The organism is Jiangella endophytica (assembly GCF_003427025.1).
In the GTDB taxonomy this organism is placed as follows: Bacteria; Actinomycetota; Actinomycetes; order Jiangellales; family Jiangellaceae; genus Jiangella; species Jiangella endophytica.
This window is the reverse complement of sequence record NZ_QVAI01000002.1, coordinates 74,468-91,823: the sequence shown is the minus strand read 5'-3', so window position 1 is coordinate 91,823 and position 17,356 is coordinate 74,468. Positions and strand designations below refer to the sequence as shown.

Here is a 17,356-nt window from a genome sequence, read left to right as displayed (position 1 = left end):
CCGGCCGGCTCCGTAGCGTCGATCCCGAGGTCGCGCACCCGGCGCGGCGACGTCCTCGGGAGCTTTCGATGTTCGGTCTGGCGGTACGGACCCTGCGATATCGCAAGGGCGCGTTCGCGGCGGCGTTCGTGGCGATGGTGCTCGGCACCGCCATGGTCATGGCCTGCGGCGGCCTGATGGAGACCGGCATCCGCACGGCGGTGCCGCCGCGGCAGCTGGCCGGCGCCGACGTCGTCGTCGCGGGGGAGCAGCGCTACGACATCCCCGGCACCGACGAGGCGGCCGTCCTGCCCGAGCGGGTGCGCGTCGACGACGAGCTGGTCGCGACGGTGGCCGCCGTCGACGGCGTGGCCACGGCCGAGGGGCGCGTGCTGGACGCGCCGGCGCCGGCCGGCACGGTCGACGCGATCGCGGTGACCGCCGATCCGGGCGTCGGCGCGGGCGAGCTGCGCGAGCGCGTCGACGCAGCGCTGGACGGCACCGCCACCACGACGCTCACCGGGGACGACCGCGGCCTTGCCGAGCTGCCCGAGGCGCGGGCCAGCAGCGAGGACCTCATCTCGCTCGCGGGAGTGTTCGGCGGCTGGGCGATCATGGTCTCGATGTTCGGCGTCGCCTCGATGCTGGCACTGTCCATCCAGCAGCGCGGCCGCGAGCTCGCGCTGTTGCGCGCGGTCGGCGGCACTCCCGGCCAGCTGCGACGCATGGTGCTCGGCGAGACGCTGCTGCTGGCGGTCCTCACGACGGCGATCGCGCTGGTCCCGGGCCACTATCTGGGCCGGTTCCTGTTCGAGCGGATGACCGGCGCGGGCATCGTGCCGGACGGGGTGGAGTTCCGGCAGGGCTGGATCCCGGTGGTGACGGCGGTCGGTGCGGCGCTGATCGCGGCGATCGGCGGCGCGCTGATCGCGGGCCGCCGGGCCGCCGCCGTCAGGCCCATCCAGGCGCTGACCGAGGCCGACCTGCAGACCCGGACGATGAGCGCGTGGCGCTGGCTGTTCGGCCTGCTGGCACTGAGCGGTGGCATCGCGCTGGGCGTCGTGACGGTGACGGTGATGAGCGGCCCGCTCACGTCCAGCACGGCCGGACCCGCGGTGTTCCTCTGGGCCATCGGCCTGGCACTGCTGAGCCCGGTCCTCACCCGCGCGCTGACCGCGGTGCTGCAGTGGCCGGTCCGGGCAGTGGCCGGGGTGTCCGGGCATCTGGCGGTGCTCAACGCACGCGGCCGCACGGCCCGCACGGCCGCCGTCGTCACCCCGATCATCATGCTCACCGGCATCGCCACCGGCACGCTCTACCTGCAGGCGACCGAGGAGGCGGTCAACCGCGACACGTTCGCCGACGGATTGGTCGCCGACGCCGTCGTGACGTCGTCCGCGCCCGCCGGCCCGGAGCTGACCGAGCAGATCGCCGGTCTGCCCGGCGTCGCCGGCGCCTCGGAGCTGGCCCGCAGCACCGGCTTCGTCGAGTCTCCGCACGATGACACGCAGAGCGACGAGGGCTGGACGCTGCAGGGCGTCACCGCCGCCGGCGCGGCCGCGACCGCCCCGGTCGCGACGGCCGACGGCGCGCTCACCGACCTGACCGGCGACACCGTCGCGCTCGCCGCGGACCACGCGCGATCGCTCGGGGTGGGCGTCGGCGACGAGCTGACGCTGCGGCTGGGCGACGGCGCGGCGGCGACGGTGCGGGTGGCCGCGACGTTCGACGCCGCCGACGACTACGACACGCTGCTGCTGCCGGTGGACCTGCTGGCGCCGCACACGACCACCGGCGGGGTGCACGAGATCCTGGTGGCCGCGGACGACGGCGCCGCGGACGCGGTCGTCGCCGAGTTGCGCGAGCTGGCCGCGGCGACGCCCGGACTGGCCGTCGCCGACCGTGCGGCGCTGTTCGACGAGTACGGCGACCGGCAACGCACCCTCGCCTTCGCCAACTACACCATCGTCATCATGATCGTCGCGTACGCCGCGATCTCGGTGATCAACGTGCTGTCGGCCAGCACCGGCGCGCGGCGGCGCGAGTTCGGGCTGCAGCGGCTGACCGGCGCCACCCGCGCGCAGGTGCTGCGGATGGTCGGCGCCGAGGGCGTGCTGGTGGCGGCCATCGGCATCGCGCTCGGCACGCTCGCGTCGGCCGCGACGCTGGTCCCGTTCAGCCTCGCGCGGGCCGATCAGCTGACGCCGTCGGGCTCGCCGCTGATCTACCTGAGCGTGGTGGCGGTCGCGCTGGGGCTCACGCTGACCGCGACCCTGCTGCCGGCCTGGCAGGCGCTGCGGCAGCGGGCCGCCCAGGCGGCGACCACGGCGGACTAGAGCGTCAGCCGAGATCGGCGACGCAGAACTCGTTGCCCTCGGGGTCGAGCAACGTGGTCCACCGCTCGTGGACGCTGTGCACGCTTGCCCCGAGAGCGATCAGGCGGTGCACCTCGGCCTGCCGGTCCGCAGCCTCGACCTCGAGGTGCACGCGATTCTTCACCGTCTTGCGCTCAGGCACCTGCTGGAAGAACAGCGTCGGGCCGGGCCCGCCGACGGCCACCGTCGGGTCGGTCTCCGGGGTGAGGCCGAGTGCCGCCAGCCGCGCGATCTCGGCGTCGTCGTAGGGAAGGACGTCGTAGTCGTCGAGCACGGCGGCCCAGAACCGGGCCACGCTCGGCGCGTGCTCGCAGTCGACGACGATCTCGCGGAGGGCTGCCATGCGCATCGACGCTAGACGATCGGAGCCCCGGTCCGCACGGGGCGGGCCGGGGCTCTGCCGACGGACGGACGTCAGTCGGTCTGGTCGTCGATCTCCGCTTCGGCGGCGTTGCGCTTGATGGAGTCGATGCCGTTCAGGGCGCCGCTCTTGCTGGAGTACGCCTCGCCCACGGCGATGACCTCGCCGTTGCCGGCCTTGAGTCGGAAGCGGTACTGGTCGGACTTGTCCTTGTAGAGCTCGAACTTCCCTGCCATGGGTCAACCCTCCTGTGACGACGAACGCGTAGCAGCAGCAGCGTAGAGCCAGGGCCGGACGTCCGGCGCCCGAATCGGGCGGTGTCTTGGCGCGGACACCGTCGCCGGGGGCGGATCAGTGCAATGTAGGCTCGCTGCTCGTGAGGACCGTGCTGACCGTCGTGGCCGTCATCGCGATCGTGTTCGTGGCCGTGGCGGTGGTCCGGGCACTGCGGTCCCGGCAGCGCCCCGCCGCGGCGCCACCGCCGCGCGACCCGTTCGACCCGGGCGAGAGCACCTTCGGCGATCCGCGCACGCTGCGCGCCGGCGACATGGTCGAGCTGCTCGGCGACCGCCTGTTCGTCCGCGGCTCGCTGCGGCTGCGCGAGGGCGGCTACCAGTGGAGCGAGCACTTCCTCGACGATGTCGCGGGCAGCCGCAGCTGGCTCTCGGTCGAGGAGGACCCCGACCTCGAGGTGGTCCGGTGGGTCCGGCTGAAGAACTCCGCGCTGCGCCCCAGCGCCGCCTCGCTCACCCACGACGGCGTCGAGTACCGGCGCGACGAGCACGGCACCGCACGGTTCACGTCCGAGGGCACCACCGGCCTGGGCTCGGCCGGGCAGGTCGAGTACGTCGACTTCGAGGGTCCCCGCGGGCGCTACCTGTCCTTCGAGCGGTTCGAGGGCGGGGAATGGGAGGTCGCCGTCGGCGAGCGTGTCCCGGCGGGCACGCTCACCGTCTATCCCGGCAGCGACCCGGTCCAGCGCTGACGTGCTCGCCACCCTGGACGTGCCTTACGTCGACACGCGCGCGGCCGATCTCGTCTGGACGCTGGACCACCCGGTCGTGCCGGCGCTCGCGCTGACCGCCGCCGGACCGCTCGAGCTGCGCGTGCTGGGCGCCTCGCACCAGGTGGTGCTGGACGGCGTCGTCGAGACGGTGGCCTGCCTGCCGGGCGAGCCGGCCCGGCTGCCCGGCGCCGTTCGCCGCGAGGTCGGCGGCTGGACCTACCGTTTCCGCGCCTCCGTCGAGGAGCTGCCGGCGACGGTGCTGCGCGCCCGGGTCGGTGAGCTGCGCCGGCTCGCCGCAGTGCCGGGCGCCGTGGTCGCCGCGTTCCCGTCCGACCCCGACGCCGTCACCGCGCTGCGGGCCGACCGGCTCGACGCCGGCGCGGTGGGCTGGTCCACCTGGCACGCCTACCCCGGCGCCGGCCAACTGGTGACCACCCGGACGGAGCTGACCCGGTGACGCGTCGTGCCCTGCCGGCCGCTCTGGTTGCCGCCGCGCTGACGCTGAGCGCTTGCGGCAGCGCCGACGAAGACGTCCGCTCCACCATCGCCGACCGCTACGAGCTGGTCGCCGACAGTGGTGACTACGCCGCGTACCGCAGCGACGACGACGTGCTGAGCGTCGCCGCGACCATCGAGTCCGCCGCCGAGGCCGGACGCGACCACAGCGAGGGCTCGGACCGTTACCTCGGCTACGAGGAGACCATGGTGCACATCGCTCCCGGGCCGGCCGGTGGCTCGGACATCGAGGTCACCGACGTCCGCGACGGCTACGACCGCTGGGGGCCGGTGATCGTTCCGGTGTGGGGGCTGTTCGGCGGCGGCTACCGCAGCGGCTTCTCCGGCGGCGGGTCCGGATTCGGCAAGTGACGACGGGAAGGGACACCCCATGCTGACCACCCTGGGCGCCGATGGCGAGGTCGACGCCGGCGAGCTGGTCGAGGAGGCCGGCGCCGTGCTGGCCTACTGCGGCGTGGGTCTGGCGATGTTGCTGCTCGGCTTCGTGCTGATCGACCTGCTGACGCCGGGCAAGCTGCGCGACCTCATCTGGGTCGAGCGCAACCACAACGCCGCCGTCCTCGTGTCGACCGGCTTCCTCGCCCAGGGGCTGATCGTGGTGGCAGCCATCTACGCCAGCTCCGACGCGCTCGCCGACGGCCTGCTGACGACCGTCGTCTACAGCCTGATCGGGCTGGTGATCAGCGCGGTGGTGTTCCTGCTGGTCGACCTGCTGATCCCGGGCCGCGTGCGGCACGACCTCGTGCACGAGACGCCGCATCCGGCCAGCTGGGTGCTGGGCGTGCTGCGCATCGTCGTGTCCGGCATCGTCGCCCTCGCCATCGTCTGAGCGCCGGGAGCCCGGCCACGTCCACGACCACGACGCCGCCCCGGGAGACGCCGGCCGGCGGCTTCTCCCGGCCGGCGCGCGCCGTCATCCTGGCCGCCGCGCTGGTCTGTGCCGCCTGCGGTCTGGTCTACGAGCTCGCCCTGATCGCGCTGGGCAGCTATCTCATCGGCGACACCGTGGTCCAGGCGTCCATCGTCGTGTCCGTCATGGTGTTCGCGATGGGCATCGGGTCGCTGCTGGCCAAGCCGTTGCAGCGGTGGCCGGCGGTGGCGTTCGTCGTGGTGGAGTCGCTGCTGGCGCTGACCGGCGGGTCCGCCGTGTTGCTGCTGTACAGGGCGTTCGCGGTCACCGACCTCTACACGCCGCTGATGATCGTGCTCGCGACGTTCATCGGCGTGCTCATCGGGGCGGAGATCCCGCTGCTGATGACGATGCTGCAGCGGATCCGCGCCCAGGACGCCGGCAGCGCCGTCGCGGACATGTTCGCCGCGGACTATCTGGGGGCGCTGCTCGGCGGGCTGGCCTTCCCCTTCCTGCTGCTGCCGACCTTCGGGCTGGTCCGCGGGACGATCGCGGCGGGCGTCCTGAACCTCGTCGCGGGCACCGTCGTCGTGGCCTGGCTGTTCCGGCGCACGGTGTCGCGGCGCGGCTGGAGCGTCATCGTGGCGTTGGTGGCGGCGGTGGGTGTCGTGCTGACCGTGCTGCTGGTGCGGGCCGACGACATCGAGGTCGACGCACGGCAGCGGCTGTTCCGCGATCCGATCGTGCACGCCGAGCGGTCGGAGTACCAGGAGATCGTGCTCACCGAGCGGCGGCGGCTCTCCGGCGCCGACGACCTGCGGCTGTTCCTCAACGGCGACCTGCAGTTCGCCTCGCCCGACGAATACCGCTACCACGAGTCGCTGGTGCACCCGGCGATGGCCGGGTCGCGCGAGCGGGTGCTGGTGCTGGGCGGCGGCGACGGCCTGGCGTTGCGCGAGATCCTGCGCTACCCGGACGTCGCGGCGGTCACCCTGGTCGAGCTGGACCCCGCCGTGCTGGAGCTGGCCCGGACGGACGACGGCGTGCGCGCGCTCAACCTCGACGCGTTCGCCGACGAACGCGTCGAGGCGTTCGCCGCCGACGCGTTCGGCTGGGTCCGGGAGCACCGCGAGGCGGGCGCCGAGCCGTACGACGTCGTGGTCGTGGACATGCCCGACCCCGACTCCACGGCCACGTCCAAGCTGTACTCGCTGGAGTTCTACGGCATGGTGCGCGACCTCGTCGCCGAGGACGGGCGGATGGTCGTCCAGGCCGGATCGCCGTACTTCGCCCCGCGGTCGCACGCGAGCATCCGGGCGACCGTCACCGCGGCCGGCTTCGGCGTCACCCCGTACCTCGCGTCGGTGCCGAGCTTCGGCGACTGGGGCTTCCTGCTGGCCACTCCGGGAACGGCGAGCGGCCCGCCGCTGGCGCTGCCCGGCGGCGCGCCGCCGCTGCGCTACCTGTCCGAGGACGTGCTGCGCGCGGCGACGGCGTTCCCGCCGGACCGCGTGGTCACCGACGCCGAGGTGTCGACGCTGCTCGATCCGGTCGTGCTGGAGTACGTCCGCGAGGAGTGGCAGACGTACTGATCACGGGCAGCGTGGGATCGGCGCGCTCCAGGTGGTCGCCGAGCGGTTGCCCACGTAGTAGTCGCTGACCCAGCGGCCGTCGTCGAGCCGGTTCCACACCCGGCTCGTGCCCACCAGCGAGCCTGCCCGCTGGCACATCACCCACGCCAGCGCCCCACGCGGCAGCGCGGCGCCGGCGGCGGGGTAGGAGGTGCCCGGCCCGGTGCGGGCGGCCAGCGGCGTGGTGCTGGTGACCGGCCCCGGGTACGTGCACTTCGGCAGCGGGCTGGAGTAGGTGGTGTTCGACGGCGTGGAGACGTAGTAGTCGGTGACCCACGACCCGTCGGTCAGCCGGTTCCAGACCGCCGTCGAGCCGACCGCCTGGCCGGCGCCCTGGCAGACGACCGACAGCGTGCTTCCCGGCGCCCACCCGCGGACCAGCGGGTACGCCGTCGACGGGCCGGTGCGGGCGGACAGCGGCACCGAGCTGGTGACGCGGTAGGAGAGCGCGACCGTCGCGACCGGCGCGTTCAGGGAGTCGCTGTCGATGTTGATGGCGACACCGCCCCAGGTCTCGGTGTGGTCGCCGAGGTACTGCTTCGCCCGCTGCCGACCGGCCCATTGGGAGTTGGGCGCCGTGGGCCAGCCGGTGAGGGCCGGATTGCCGTCCCACCGCGCCATCCAGACGGCGTCGGGCCGGGCCCAGGACGTGGACAGGTACGACGCCGACAGGTCGCGCAGCCCGGAGTCCTGGTGCACGTAGACACCGGCGAGGTAGCCGGCCCGGTGCAGCGTCACCGTCCAGTTGGAGACGTAGCGGCGTACCGCCAGGACGCAGTCGGCGTTCGTCCGGTCGTAGTGCTCGACGTCGGCGTACAGCGCGCTGCCCGGCAGCAGGCCCAGCGCCCGCGCCTGGGCGATCGCGTCCTGGGCGTCCTGCGCGCCGTACGTGCTCGACGTGGCCGACGTGTACCGGTGCGGCTTGTTGCCGAGCATGCAGTACGGCTGCCGCCCGAAGTACGTCGGCAGGATGCGCCAGCTGGCCGCCGCGGCGCTCCGCACCCAGGCCGCGGTGAGGTTGGGCTGGGCGCAGCCCCGGTTCACCCCGCCGAAGTAGATGTTGACCGTCCGGTACTGCGACGCCCGCCACGCCGACAGCGCCGCCAGCGACGGCGCCGTGCAGGTGTCGAAGCCGCGCCCGGTGCCCCACGTCGCCGACGAGCCCGCCGGGTAGGCGGCCGGATCCTCCGGCAGCGCCGCCGCCGTGCTGAAGGTCGTGGCCACCAGGGCCGCCGCCGCGATGGCCGATCCGGCCGCTCTACCGAGAGTACGCATGATGGACCCCCAGCACTGAGTGTGCTCCTCGAAACCGCCGGTGAACAGGGAGGACGGCGTACTTATCGACCGGCGACCGTCGCGATGGGCGCGTCCAGGGAGTCGCTGTCGATGTTGATGGTGACGCCGCCGTGGGTCTCGTTGTGGTCGCCGAGGTACTGCTTGGCCCGCTGGTGGTTCGACCACTGGGTGTCGGGCGCCGTAGGCCAGCCGGTGAGCGCCGGGTTGCCGTCCCACCGGGCCATCCAGACCGCGTCGGGCCGGGCGTACTCGGGGGAGTCGTAGACGGCGGACAGGTCGCGCAGGCCGGAGTCCTGGTGCACGTACACCCCCGCCAGGTAGCCGGCGTCGTGCAGCGTCGTCGTCCAGGCGGAGACGTAGCGGCGGACCGCGGTGACGCACGAGGTGTCGGTGCGGTCGTAGTGCTCGACGTCGGCGTACAGCGCGCTGCCCGGCAGCAGCCCGAGGTGCTCGGCCTGCGCGAGGGCGTCCTGGGCGTTGGCGGTGCCGATGGCGGTGGCGTCGGCCTCGGTGAACCGGTGTTCCTTGGTGCCGAGGATGCAGATGGGCTGGTGGCCCATGTACGTGGGCAGCAGTCCCCAGCCCATGCCGCTGACCGTCTGTACCCACGACGGCGTCAGGTTCGGCTGGCGGCAGCCGCGATTGATGCCGCCGAAGTAGATGTTGACCGTGGTGTACGGCGAGGTGCCCCACCAGGCGTCGAGCGCGGCGACCGACGGCGCGGTGCAGGTGTCGAAGCCCAGACCGGTGGCGATGGTGGGCTCCGGGACGCGCGCGTCGGCGGCGCTCACCGGGGTGGCGGCGGTGACGGAGCTGGCGGCGAACAGGACGGCGGCAGCGATGACCGTGTGTCGTCTCCGGGTCATGTGAACAGTCATACCATTCGGGAGCAATCGGCGATAGGTCCCTTCGGCCAGGTCGCGACGCTGGACGGCCCCTTCAGGGCTGCTGCGGGCGCAGGACCGTCACGCCGGTCGGCGAGCCGTCCGACATCGCCAGCAGCGCGTCGACGCCCTCCGCCAGGGACAGTTCGCGGCCGAGCAGCAGCTCCGGCCGGAGGGTCCCGGCGGCGATCTCGGCCAGCATCTCCGGGTAGTGGTGCGCCGCCATGCCGTGACTGCCCAGCAGCTCCAGCTCGGTCCCGACCACCGGGCCCATCGCCACCGCCTGGGTCGCGTGCTCGGCCAGCAGCAGCCCGGCCTGGACGTGCCGGCCGCGGCGGCGCAGCCCGCGCACCGAGTTCTGGAACGTCGTCGTGCTGCCCAGCGCGTCGAGCGAGAGGTGCGCCCCGCCGCCGGACGCGTCGTGGACGGCGGCCACGACATCGGTCCCGTCGCTCGCGTCGACGGTGACCGTGGCGCCGACGCCACGGGCCAGCTCCAGCGCGGGTGCGGCGACGTCGACGGCGACCACGTGCGCGCCGCGCGCCGCCGCGATCATGACGGCGGACAGTCCCAGCCCGCCGCAGCCGTGCACCGCGACCCACTCGCCGGCGGCGACCCTGCCCTGCTGCACCACGGCGCGGTACGCCGTCGCGAACCGGCAGCCCAGCCCGGCCGCCGTGGCGAAGCCGACCGCGTCGGGCAGCCGGACCAGGTTGACCGCGGCGTATTCGATCGCCACGTACTCCGCGAACGAGCCCCAGTGGGTGAAGCCCGGCTGCGTCTGCCGCTCGCAGACCTGGTGGTCACCGCCCCGGCACTGCCCGCACTCGCCGCACGCGCAGACGAACGGGACGGTGACGCGCATGCCCGGCCGCCAGCCTTGGTCCGCGACCTCCGGCGCGACCTCCTCGAGCACACCGGCCAGCTCGTGCCCCGGCACGTGCGGCACCTCGATGTCGTCGTCGTGGCCCATCCAGCCGTGCCAGTCGCTGCGGCACAGGCCGGTCGCCTCGACCCGGATGACCGCGCCGCCGGGCGGGCACGCCGGCGCCGCGACGTCGCGGACGACCGGCCGTTCGCGGAACCTCTCGTACACCATCGCGCGCACGGCCCGACCTTATTCGGCTACCGGAAATCCCCGGTGCGGCGGGCGGCCGCGGCGCTATAGTCACGTCGACCACCTGCGCGTTCGGAAGGCTGGACGGTGGCGATCAACCATCTCTTCGACGCCGCCATGACGTTCCCGGTGGTGCCGTTCACGTTCCTCGCCGTCGCCGTCCTCGTTTATTGGCTGCTGGTGATGGTCGGCGGCACCACACCCGTGTCCGGCACCGGCGTCCCGCTGAACATCACGGGATCGGTGCTGATCGTGCTCGCCTGGCTGGCGACGCTGGCCGGCACGCTGCTGCACAGCGGCGATCCCGCCGCCCGCCCGCCGGGGGCGGCGGCGTCCGTCGTGATCGTCGTGCTGGCGCTGGCGGCCGCCGTTCTGGGCGCGGCGCTGCTGGCCCGTCCGATCCGCCGTGCGCTACGGCCCGGCCGCCCGTCCGACCCGGCCCGGCTGCTCGGCAGCATCTGCGTCGTGCGCACCGGCGAGGTCGGCCCCGACACCGGTCAGGCCGAGGTCACGGGCGCCGACGGGGCACCCGTCGTCATCGAGGTGCGCCACGACGGCGTCGAGGAGCTGCGTCCCGGCAGCACCGCGATGATCCACGACTACGACGCCGAGCACGGGGTGTTCTGGGTGACGGCGTTCGACCCCGAGCTCGCCTGACCGCCCGGGCCGCCGAGGGCGAGCCGGCGCCCCTCAGCGCCCGTACCCCGCCCGGCGAAACGCGTCGGCGATGGCGCCGCTGGTCCCGGAGTCGCGCTCGCGCTGCGGCCGGCCGCCGCCCTGGGGCTGGCCGTTCCCACGCGGCTGCCCGCCGCGTGGCTGGCCGCCGCCGCGCTGGCCGCCGCGGCCACCGGAACCGGGCGCCGGCAGCTCGTCGTCGAGGCGCAGCGTCAGCGAGATGCGCTTGCGGTCTACGTCGACCTCGAGCACCTTGACCTTGACGACGTCGCCGGGCTTGACCACCTCGCGGGGGTCGGAGATGAACCGCTTCGACATGGCCGACACGTGCACCAGGCCGTCCTGGTGCACGCCGACGTCGACGAACGCGCCGAACGCGGCGACGTTGGTGACCACGCCCTCCAGACGCATGCCGGGCGTCAGATCGGTGATCTTCTCGACGCCGTCGCTGAACGTGGCGGTCTGGAACGACGGGCGGGGGTCGCGGCCGGGCTTCTCCAGCTCACGCAGCACGTCGGTGACCGTCGGGACGCCGAACACCTCGTCGGCGTAGTCGGCCGGGCGGAACTCGCGCAGCGTCCGGGTGTCGCCGAGCAGCCCCTTGAGCTCGCGGCCCGAGGTGTCGACGATGCGCCGGACCAGCGGATACGCCTCGGGGTGCACGCCGGACGCGTCGAGTGGGTCGTCGCCGCCCGGGATGCGCAGGAAGCCGGCGCACTGCTCGAACGCCTTCGGGCCGAGCCGCGCGACCTCCTTGAGCGCCGTGCGGGTGCGGAACGGGCCGTTGTTCTCGCGGTGGGCCACGATGTTCTCGGCCAGCCCCGGCGTGATGCCGGAGACCCGGCTGAGCAGCGGCGTCGAGGCGGTGTTGAGGTCGACGCCGACCGCGTTGACGCAGTCCTCGACGACGGCGTCGAGCGAGCGGGACAGGGCGAAGTCGGGGAGGTCGTGCTGGTACTGGCCGACGCCGATGGACTTCGGGTCGATCTTCACCAGCTCGGCCAGCGGATCCTGCAGCCGGCGCGCGATGGACACCGCGCCGCGCAGCGAGACGTCCATGCCGGGCAGCTCCTGGGCCGCGAACGCGGACGCGGAGTACACCGACGCGCCGGCCTCGGAGACCATGACCTTGGTGAGCCCGGGCCGCAGCTTGACGAGGTCGGTGGCGAGCTTGTCGGTCTCGCGCGACGCGGTGCCGTTGCCGATGGCGACCAGATCGACCTGATGGTCCCGGGCGAGGCGGTCGAGCGTGGCCAGCGACTCGTTCCATCGGTTGGCCGGCTGATGCGGGTAGATGGTGTCGGTGGCGACGACCTTGCCGGTGGCGTCGACGACGGCGACCTTGACGCCGGTGCGGAACCCGGGGTCGAGGCCCAGCGTGGCCCGGGTGCCGGCCGGCGCGGCCAGCAGCAGGTCGCGCAGGTTGGTGGCGAACACCCGGATCGCCTCCTCCTCGGCCGCCTCGCGCAGCCGGGTGCGCAGGTCGAGGTCGAGGCGGAGCAGGATGCGGGTGCGCCAGGCCCACCGGACGGTATCGGCCAGCCACGCGTCGCCCGGCCGGCCCTCGGCGCGGATGCCGAACCGGTGCGCGATCTCGCCCTCGTAGGCCGCGGTGGAGCCGTCGTCGCCGGTGGGGTCGACGGTGAGGTCGAGGATCTCCTCCTTCTCGCCGCGCAGCATCGCCAGCACCCGGTGCGACGGCAGCTTCGTCAGCGGCTCGGCGAACTCGAAGTAGTCGGCGAACTTCGCGCCGGCCTGCTCCTTGCCCTCGCGCACCTTCGCCGTCATGCGCCCGGCCGTCCACACCTGCTCGCGCAGCGTGCCGATGAGGTCGGCGTCCTCGGTGAACCGTTCGACCAGGATGGCCCGGGCGCCGGCGAGCGCAGCGGCCGCGTCGTCGACGCCGGCCTCGGGGTTCAGGTAGCCGGCCGCCACCGTCTGCGGGTCCTGCGTGGGGTCGGTGAGCAGGCCGTCGGCCAGCGGCTCCAGGCCGGCCTCGCGGGCGATCTGCGCCTTCGTGCGCCGCTTCGGCTTGTACGGCAGGTAGATGTCCTCGAGCCGGGCCTTGGTGTCGGCGAGCAGGATCTGCGCCTCGAGCGCGTCGTCGAGCTTGCCCTGCTCGCGGACGGACTCCAGCACGGCGGCGCGGCGTTCCTCGAGCTCGCGCAGGTAGCGCAGCCGCTCCTCGAGCGTGCGCAGTTGGGTGTCGTCGAGCCCGCCGGTGCGCTCTTTGCGGTACCGGGCGATGAACGGGACGGTGGCGCCCTCGTCGAGCAGGCCGACGGCGGCGCCGACCTGGTGCTCGTGGGCGCCGAGCTCCTCGGCGATGCGCTGCTGGACGGACGGCAGGGCGGGCTTGGACACGTGGTTCCACTCTCTTCGTCAGGACGTCTCCGGCATTCTGCCGCGCCGGCCCGGATTGCCGCGAGCCGGACTCGCCTGCCTTTAGGTTCCCATTCTCTGAGACGAATCTGCTCGAAGTGTGGACGTTGATCGCCGGGGACGGTTAGGCTCCTGGTCGAGAGGTCATGAGCGCCAGCGCCAAGCCCCGGCTCGCTGGCCGGCAACCCTCCACCGCGGTGGGGTGCCCCGGGTGACGACCTGGCCGGCTCGGCCCCGAGCCGGCAAGCGCGGACCCGAGCCCCGGGTCCTGGACCTGGAGGACCCCGTGACCGTGACCGACCTTCCCCGCGTCGACGCCCCGCTGCCCGCCGCGCCGACGGAGCCGCTGCTTCCGGTGGTGGGCGCGGACCTGCGAGCGCCGCTGGCCGACGGCGGCGACGCCCGCTACGTCAACCTCGACTACGCCGCCAGCGCGCCCGCACTGCGAGCCGTCGCCGATCACGTCGCCGAGATCCTGCCGACCTACGCGAGCGTGCACCGCGGCGCCGGGTACGCGTCGCAGCTGTCGACCCAGCGGTACGAGGACGCCCGCGCGGGCGTCGCCCGGTTCGTCGGCGCCCGGGCCGACGACGTCGTCGTGTTCGTCCGCAACACCACCGACGCGCTGAACCTGCTGGCCGGCTGCGTGCCCGACGGCGGCGAGGTGGTGGTCCTCGACCTCGAGCACCACGCCAACCTGCTGCCGTGGCAGCGCGGCCCGCACCGCGTCGTCGAGGCCGCGCCGACGCTGGCGCAGACGCTGAGCCGGCTGCAGGTCGAGCTGTCCCGGCGCCCGGCGGCGCTGCTCGCCGTCACCGGCGCCTCGAACGTCACCGGCGAGCAGCTGCCGCTCGGCGCGCTGGCCGGGCTGGCGCACCGCAACGGCGCGCGGATCGCCGTCGACGCCGCGCAGCTCGCGCCGCACCGCCGCATCGACATCGTGGCCGGCGAGCTGGACTACGTCGCGTTCTCCGGCCACAAGCTCTACGCGCCGTTCGGCGCCGGGGTGCTGGTCGGCCGGCGCGACTGGCTCGACGCCGCGCCGCCGTACCTGGCCGGCGGCGGTGCCGTTCGCGAGGTCACGACGGCGAACACGCAGTGGGCGCCCGCGCCGGCCCGGCACGAGGGCGGCTCGCCGAACGTCATCGGCGCGGCCGCGCTGGCCCGCGCGTGTCAGGCGATCGCGGCGCTGCCCGAGGGCTGCGTCGAGGTGCACGAATCCGCGCTGCGGCGACGGCTGCTGGCCGGGCTCGACCGCATCGACGGTGTGCGGACGCTGCGTCTCTGGCCGGACAGCGCCTCCGCCGTCGGCGTCGTCGCCTTCACCGTCGAGGGGTACTCCGCGCGGCAGGTGGCCGAGTACCTGTCCGCCGAGCACGCCATCGGCGTGCGCGACGGCCGGTTCTGCGCGCACCCGTTGCTCGGACGGCTGGGCGCCGACGACGGCGCGCTGCGGGCCAGCTTCGGCCTCGGCTCTACCACCACCGACGTCGACCGCCTCCTGGCCGCCGTCGAGCGGCTGGTGAACGAGGGCACCACTCGCGCCTACGCCGTCAGTGCGGATCGCCCCTGCGACTCGACACCGTGCGACTAGGGCTCCCACTACGGAGGTCTTCGTGTCCCACGCTCATGCCTGTCTGACCCCGCCGGTCGGTTGCGGGTTGCTTCTCGGTGGTCCTCGACGCACTGCTCGCGTCACGGTGAGGCACGAGAACCATCCAGGTGGGTCGTGCAGCCTTCGACAGGCCTAGGAAAACTTCGCCTCGCCGCCTGTCCGGTCGGCTTCGGGATGTCTGGCGGTCGCCGGGCCGAGCTCCTCGGGTGGCTTCCGGTACTGGTGGCCGGTGGGGCTGCGCCATCGGGTGGTGCCGTCGGGGTGGCGGGTGACGGTCCAGTGGCCGTGGTGTTTGAGGAGGTGGTGGGTCCGGCAGAGGGCGTGGAGATTGGCCGGGCTGGTGGCGCCGCCGGTGGCGTAGCGAATGGCGTGGTCGAGGTCGGCGTGTCTGGCGGGTTGGTGGCATCCGGGGGCGCGGCAGGTGGTGTCGCGCGTTCGGATGAACTCGGCCAGTCGTGGGCTGGGCCGGTATCTCGTGTGGCCCATGGTGAGGAGGTGGCCGGTGGCGGGGTGAGTCCGCAGCCAGGTCCAGACGCCGTCGGTGGCGAGTTCGCGGGCGACGTGGGCGGGGATGGGTCCGTAGCCGTCGAGGTGGCCGGGTTGGTCGTCGAGGCCGGCGAGGGCGGTGAAGGGGACGGTGACATGCACGGCGACCGGCCGGGCGCGTGCGGCGCCGGCCTCGGCGTCGCCGACGTTGGTCGTGCGGGCGCAGGCCTCGAGCGCCGCCCAGCCCAGCTCCGCCAGCGCGTCGGCGCGGCGTTGGTCGGTGGTGCGGGCCGGCGCGTCAGTGGACGTGTCGGTGCGTTTGGCGTCGGCCGCGGCGGCGTTCAACGCTGTGGTGAGGGCGGTGGCGTCTTCGGCGGGGAGGAGTGCTTCGAGGTGGGTCATGCCGTCGGAGGCGGGGGTGACGGCGACGTAGCGGGTGTCGCGGGCGCGGCGGTGGCGTTCGGCCGTCTCGGCCGGTGTCAGTTCGTGCAGCAGCCTCTTGACTCGTTTGCGCAGTGCGACCGCGTCGAGTCCGGGCGCGTCGGGTAGCGCTGCTGTCTCGACGCGTGTGCGGACCTCGGGGTGTTGGCCGCCGAGTTCGTCGGTGATGACGCGGGCGCGGCGGTGGTCGATCAGGCCGGTGGACAACGCGGCGTGGGTGTGGGGGAAGTCGTCGATGAGTTGGAGGGCGTGGCCGACCTGGTTCTCGGCTTGGCGGGTGGTGGTGTGGCAGCGTGCGGCGATCTCGGCGGCGGTGTTGGTGACCGGGTTCAGTGAGCGGTGGCCGGTGGTGTCGGGGCGCATTTCGGGGCGTGATGCGAGTGCGGCGAGGACGCGGGCTCCGTCGCCGGCTGGGGACCCACCGGCACCTGGCTCGCGTCTGCCGCTGAAGGAGCCGGCTCGCCGGTGCGCAACTCCCGCAGCAGCGCTGGGTCGATCTCGGCGACCGGGTCGAACGGCTCCCAGCCGTCCAGTTCCGGAGGCCACGCCGCCGACCCCGCCACCAGGTCGACACCAGGTGATAAGGCAGTCAGAGGCGCTTTTTCGAACATAGAAATGATCTTACCTGCCGCCGTCCGGATGATCAACTCGACGGCCGCGCCGGTCCCGTGTCCGAACAGGGCCGACGTATCATGCAGAGTGGCCAGGTACAGCCTCTCCGTGGCGGCCGCACTCGTCCTGACGGTGGCGGCGTGCAACGGTGACGACGAGCCCGCCTCGGCGCCGACGTCCTCGGCACCGGCGCCGACGGCCACTGTCACGCAGGCACCCACGCAGGCACCCACGCAGACACCCACGCCCACGCCGCCGCCGGTGTTCGACCCGGCCGCCGCGTACGCCGTCGTCGAGCGGCTGGCCGGGACGATCGGGCCGCGCGAGGCGACGTCTACGGGATTCCAGCAGGCCGCGCAGTACGTCGTCGACACCATGACGGCGCTCGGCTACGAGGTGAGCACCACGCCGTTCGCGGTGCCGGCCGGCAACTCCTGGGGTGTCGACGTCGAAGCGGGGACGTCGCGCAACGTCATCGCCGACCCGCCCGGGTTCGACCCCACGCGACCGCACGTCGTGGTCGGGGCGCACCTCGACACCGTCCCGCAGGCGCCGGGGGCGGAGGACAACGCGTCCGGCGTCGGCGTCCTGGTCGAGTTGGCCCGCATGGCCGCCGCGCGACCGCCCGGCCTGCCGGTGCGGTTCATCGCGTTCGGCGCCGAGGAGCCGCGCGGCGACGGCGACGCCATGCACCACTTCGGCTCGCGGTTCTACGTCCGCGAACTGACGGCGGAGCAGACGGCGGCGCTGGCCGGCATGGTGTCGCTGGACCGCGTCGGCGTGGCTGCGGGCCACGTGCCGGTGTGCACCGGAGGGCGCGGCACCACGGCGTTGCGCGACGCGCTCGTGGCCGCCGCCGCGACGGCCGCCGTCCCGGTGCAGACCTGCGAGAACCGCGCCAGCGACCACTGGTCGTTCGAGAAGGCCGGCCTGCCGTCGGCACGGCTGGGCAGCATCCCGTACGACGGCTACCACTCGCCCGGCGACGTGCCCGGGGTCGTCGATCCGGCTCAGCTGGGCCGCGTCGGCACCGTCGTCTGGGCCTGGCTCGGCACGCTCTGATCCGGAACCGGGAGGTTTCGGACACTCGGGCCCGGGGCAAGAATGCCCACCGTCGAGCGGACGGAGGC

General features: G+C 73.6%; 16 protein-coding genes and 1 riboswitch. Of the genes, 9 read left to right on the top strand and 7 right to left on the bottom strand.

Translation table 11 applies throughout. The features are described 5' to 3' along the window. The first annotated feature begins 68 nt into the window (after window positions 1–68). Window positions 69–2,315 carry an FtsX-like permease family protein gene (locus tag DZA62_RS04805; RefSeq protein WP_116947667.1) on the top strand — a complete coding sequence of 749 codons (2,247 nt, stop codon included), beginning with the start codon at window positions 69–71 and terminating at the stop codon, window positions 2,313–2,315. 4 nt (window positions 2,316–2,319) lie between these two features. On the opposite strand, the gene DZA62_RS04800 is transcribed toward DZA62_RS04805, so the two are convergent. Both DZA62_RS04800 and DZA62_RS04795 read right to left on the bottom strand, forming a co-directional pair. Beyond that, window positions 2,320–2,697, bottom strand: coding sequence for a VOC family protein (locus tag DZA62_RS04800; protein ID WP_116947666.1), 378 nt, complete (start codon window positions 2,695–2,697; stop codon window positions 2,320–2,322). Between the two features lie 71 nt (window positions 2,698–2,768). After that, on the bottom strand, window positions 2,769–2,951 hold the full coding sequence (locus DZA62_RS04795; protein WP_116947665.1) for a YegP family protein: 183 nt from the start codon (window positions 2,949–2,951) through the stop codon (window positions 2,769–2,771). Between the two features lie 140 nt (window positions 2,952–3,091). Between DZA62_RS04795 and DZA62_RS04790 the strand changes: the two genes are divergently transcribed. Genes DZA62_RS04790 through DZA62_RS04770 form a run of 5 tightly spaced genes read left to right on the top strand, consistent with a single transcriptional unit; the run spans window position 3,092 to window position 6,679 of the window. Further along, window positions 3,092–3,700, top strand: a complete 609-nt coding sequence (locus tag DZA62_RS04790; protein WP_116947664.1) for a DUF4178 domain-containing protein — start codon at window positions 3,092–3,094, stop codon at window positions 3,698–3,700. A gap of 1 nt (window position 3,701) precedes the next feature. Next, window positions 3,702–4,178: a DUF2617 family protein gene (locus tag DZA62_RS04785; protein ID WP_116947663.1), complete on the top strand. Its 477-nt coding sequence runs from the start codon at window positions 3,702–3,704 to the stop codon at window positions 4,176–4,178. Continuing rightward, window positions 4,175–4,588, top strand: coding sequence for a DUF4247 domain-containing protein (locus tag DZA62_RS04780; RefSeq protein WP_157987480.1), 414 nt, complete (start codon window positions 4,175–4,177; stop codon window positions 4,586–4,588). The genes DZA62_RS04785 and DZA62_RS04780 overlap by 4 nt, the downstream gene beginning before the upstream one ends. Window positions 4,589–4,607: 19 nt before the next feature. Then, complete coding sequence (locus DZA62_RS04775) at window positions 4,608–5,066, top strand: DUF350 domain-containing protein (RefSeq protein ID WP_116947661.1); 459 nt, start codon at window positions 4,608–4,610, stop codon at window positions 5,064–5,066. After that, window positions 5,063–6,679: a polyamine aminopropyltransferase gene (locus DZA62_RS04770; protein WP_116947660.1), complete on the top strand. Its 1,617-nt coding sequence runs from the start codon at window positions 5,063–5,065 to the stop codon at window positions 6,677–6,679. Before DZA62_RS04775 ends, DZA62_RS04770 begins: the two co-directional genes overlap by 4 nt. On the opposite strand, the gene DZA62_RS04765 is transcribed toward DZA62_RS04770, so the two are convergent. The 3 genes from DZA62_RS04765 to DZA62_RS04755 all read right to left on the bottom strand — a co-directional run bounded on the left by DZA62_RS04765 (window position 6,680) and on the right by DZA62_RS04755 (window position 10,006). Next, window positions 6,680–7,993 carry a glycoside hydrolase domain-containing protein gene (locus DZA62_RS04765; RefSeq protein WP_116947659.1) on the bottom strand — a complete coding sequence of 438 codons (1,314 nt, stop codon included), beginning with the start codon at window positions 7,991–7,993 and terminating at the stop codon, window positions 6,680–6,682. It abuts the gene before it with no gap. Window positions 7,994–8,055: 62 nt separating this feature from the next. Beyond that, complete coding sequence (locus DZA62_RS04760) at window positions 8,056–8,880, bottom strand: DUF1906 domain-containing protein (protein WP_198663429.1); 825 nt, start codon at window positions 8,878–8,880, stop codon at window positions 8,056–8,058. Between the two features lie 73 nt (window positions 8,881–8,953). Then, on the bottom strand, window positions 8,954–10,006 hold the full coding sequence (locus DZA62_RS04755; protein ID WP_116947657.1) for a zinc-dependent alcohol dehydrogenase family protein: 1,053 nt from the start codon (window positions 10,004–10,006) through the stop codon (window positions 8,954–8,956). Window positions 10,007–10,102: 96 nt separating this feature from the next. Between DZA62_RS04755 and DZA62_RS04750 the strand changes: the two genes are divergently transcribed. Beyond that, window positions 10,103–10,672, top strand: a complete 570-nt coding sequence (locus tag DZA62_RS04750) for a hypothetical protein (protein ID WP_116947656.1) — start codon at window positions 10,103–10,105, stop codon at window positions 10,670–10,672. Between the two features lie 33 nt (window positions 10,673–10,705). On the opposite strand, the gene DZA62_RS04745 is transcribed toward DZA62_RS04750, so the two are convergent. Next, window positions 10,706–13,054 carry a Tex family protein gene (locus DZA62_RS04745; protein WP_116947655.1) on the bottom strand — a complete coding sequence of 783 codons (2,349 nt, stop codon included), beginning with the start codon at window positions 13,052–13,054 and terminating at the stop codon, window positions 10,706–10,708. A gap of 160 nt (window positions 13,055–13,214) precedes the next feature. Continuing rightward, window positions 13,215–13,327: riboswitch (SAM riboswitch) on the top strand. Between the two features lie 31 nt (window positions 13,328–13,358). On the opposite strand from DZA62_RS04745, the gene DZA62_RS04740 reads away from it, so the two are divergent. Next, the gene (locus DZA62_RS04740; RefSeq protein WP_232827258.1) at window positions 13,359–14,666 is read left to right on the top strand and encodes an aminotransferase class V-fold PLP-dependent enzyme; all 1,308 of its coding nucleotides are present in this window, start codon (window positions 13,359–13,361) and stop codon (window positions 14,664–14,666) included. A gap of 153 nt (window positions 14,667–14,819) precedes the next feature. On the opposite strand, the gene DZA62_RS04735 is transcribed toward DZA62_RS04740, so the two are convergent. Continuing rightward, window positions 14,820–15,977 carry an HNH endonuclease signature motif containing protein gene (locus tag DZA62_RS04735; protein ID WP_116947654.1) on the bottom strand — a complete coding sequence of 386 codons (1,158 nt, stop codon included), beginning with the start codon at window positions 15,975–15,977 and terminating at the stop codon, window positions 14,820–14,822. A 357-nt stretch (window positions 15,978–16,334) separates the two neighbouring features. Here DZA62_RS04735 and DZA62_RS04730 point away from each other — a divergent pair, with 357 nt between their 5' ends. Continuing rightward, on the top strand, window positions 16,335–17,288 hold the full coding sequence (locus DZA62_RS04730) for a M28 family metallopeptidase (RefSeq protein WP_198663428.1): 954 nt from the start codon (window positions 16,335–16,337) through the stop codon (window positions 17,286–17,288). Window positions 17,289–17,356: the final 68 nt, after the last annotated feature.

Bases quoted from the DNA above. Each gene is read 5' to 3' on its own strand.
- DZA62_RS04795 (WP_116947665.1), bottom strand. From the start codon at position 2,951: ATGGCAGGGAAGTTCGAGCTCTACAAGGACAAGTCCGACCAGTACCGC.
- DZA62_RS04775 (WP_116947661.1), top strand. From the start codon at position 4,608: ATGCTGACCACCCTGGGCGCCGATGGCGAGGTCGACGCCGGCGAGCTG.
- DZA62_RS04800 (WP_116947666.1), bottom strand. From the start codon at position 2,697: ATGGCAGCCCTCCGCGAGATCGTCGTCGACTGCGAGCACGCGCCGAGC.
- DZA62_RS04765 (WP_116947659.1), bottom strand. From the start codon at position 7,993: ATGCGTACTCTCGGTAGAGCGGCCGGATCGGCCATCGCGGCGGCGGCC.
- DZA62_RS04735 (WP_116947654.1), bottom strand. From the start codon at position 15,977: ATGCGCCCCGACACCACCGGCCACCGCTCACTGAACCCGGTCACCAAC.
- DZA62_RS04805 (WP_116947667.1), top strand. From the start codon at position 69: ATGTTCGGTCTGGCGGTACGGACCCTGCGATATCGCAAGGGCGCGTTC.
- DZA62_RS04760 (WP_198663429.1), bottom strand. From the start codon at position 8,880: ATGACCCGGAGACGACACACGGTCATCGCTGCCGCCGTCCTGTTCGCC.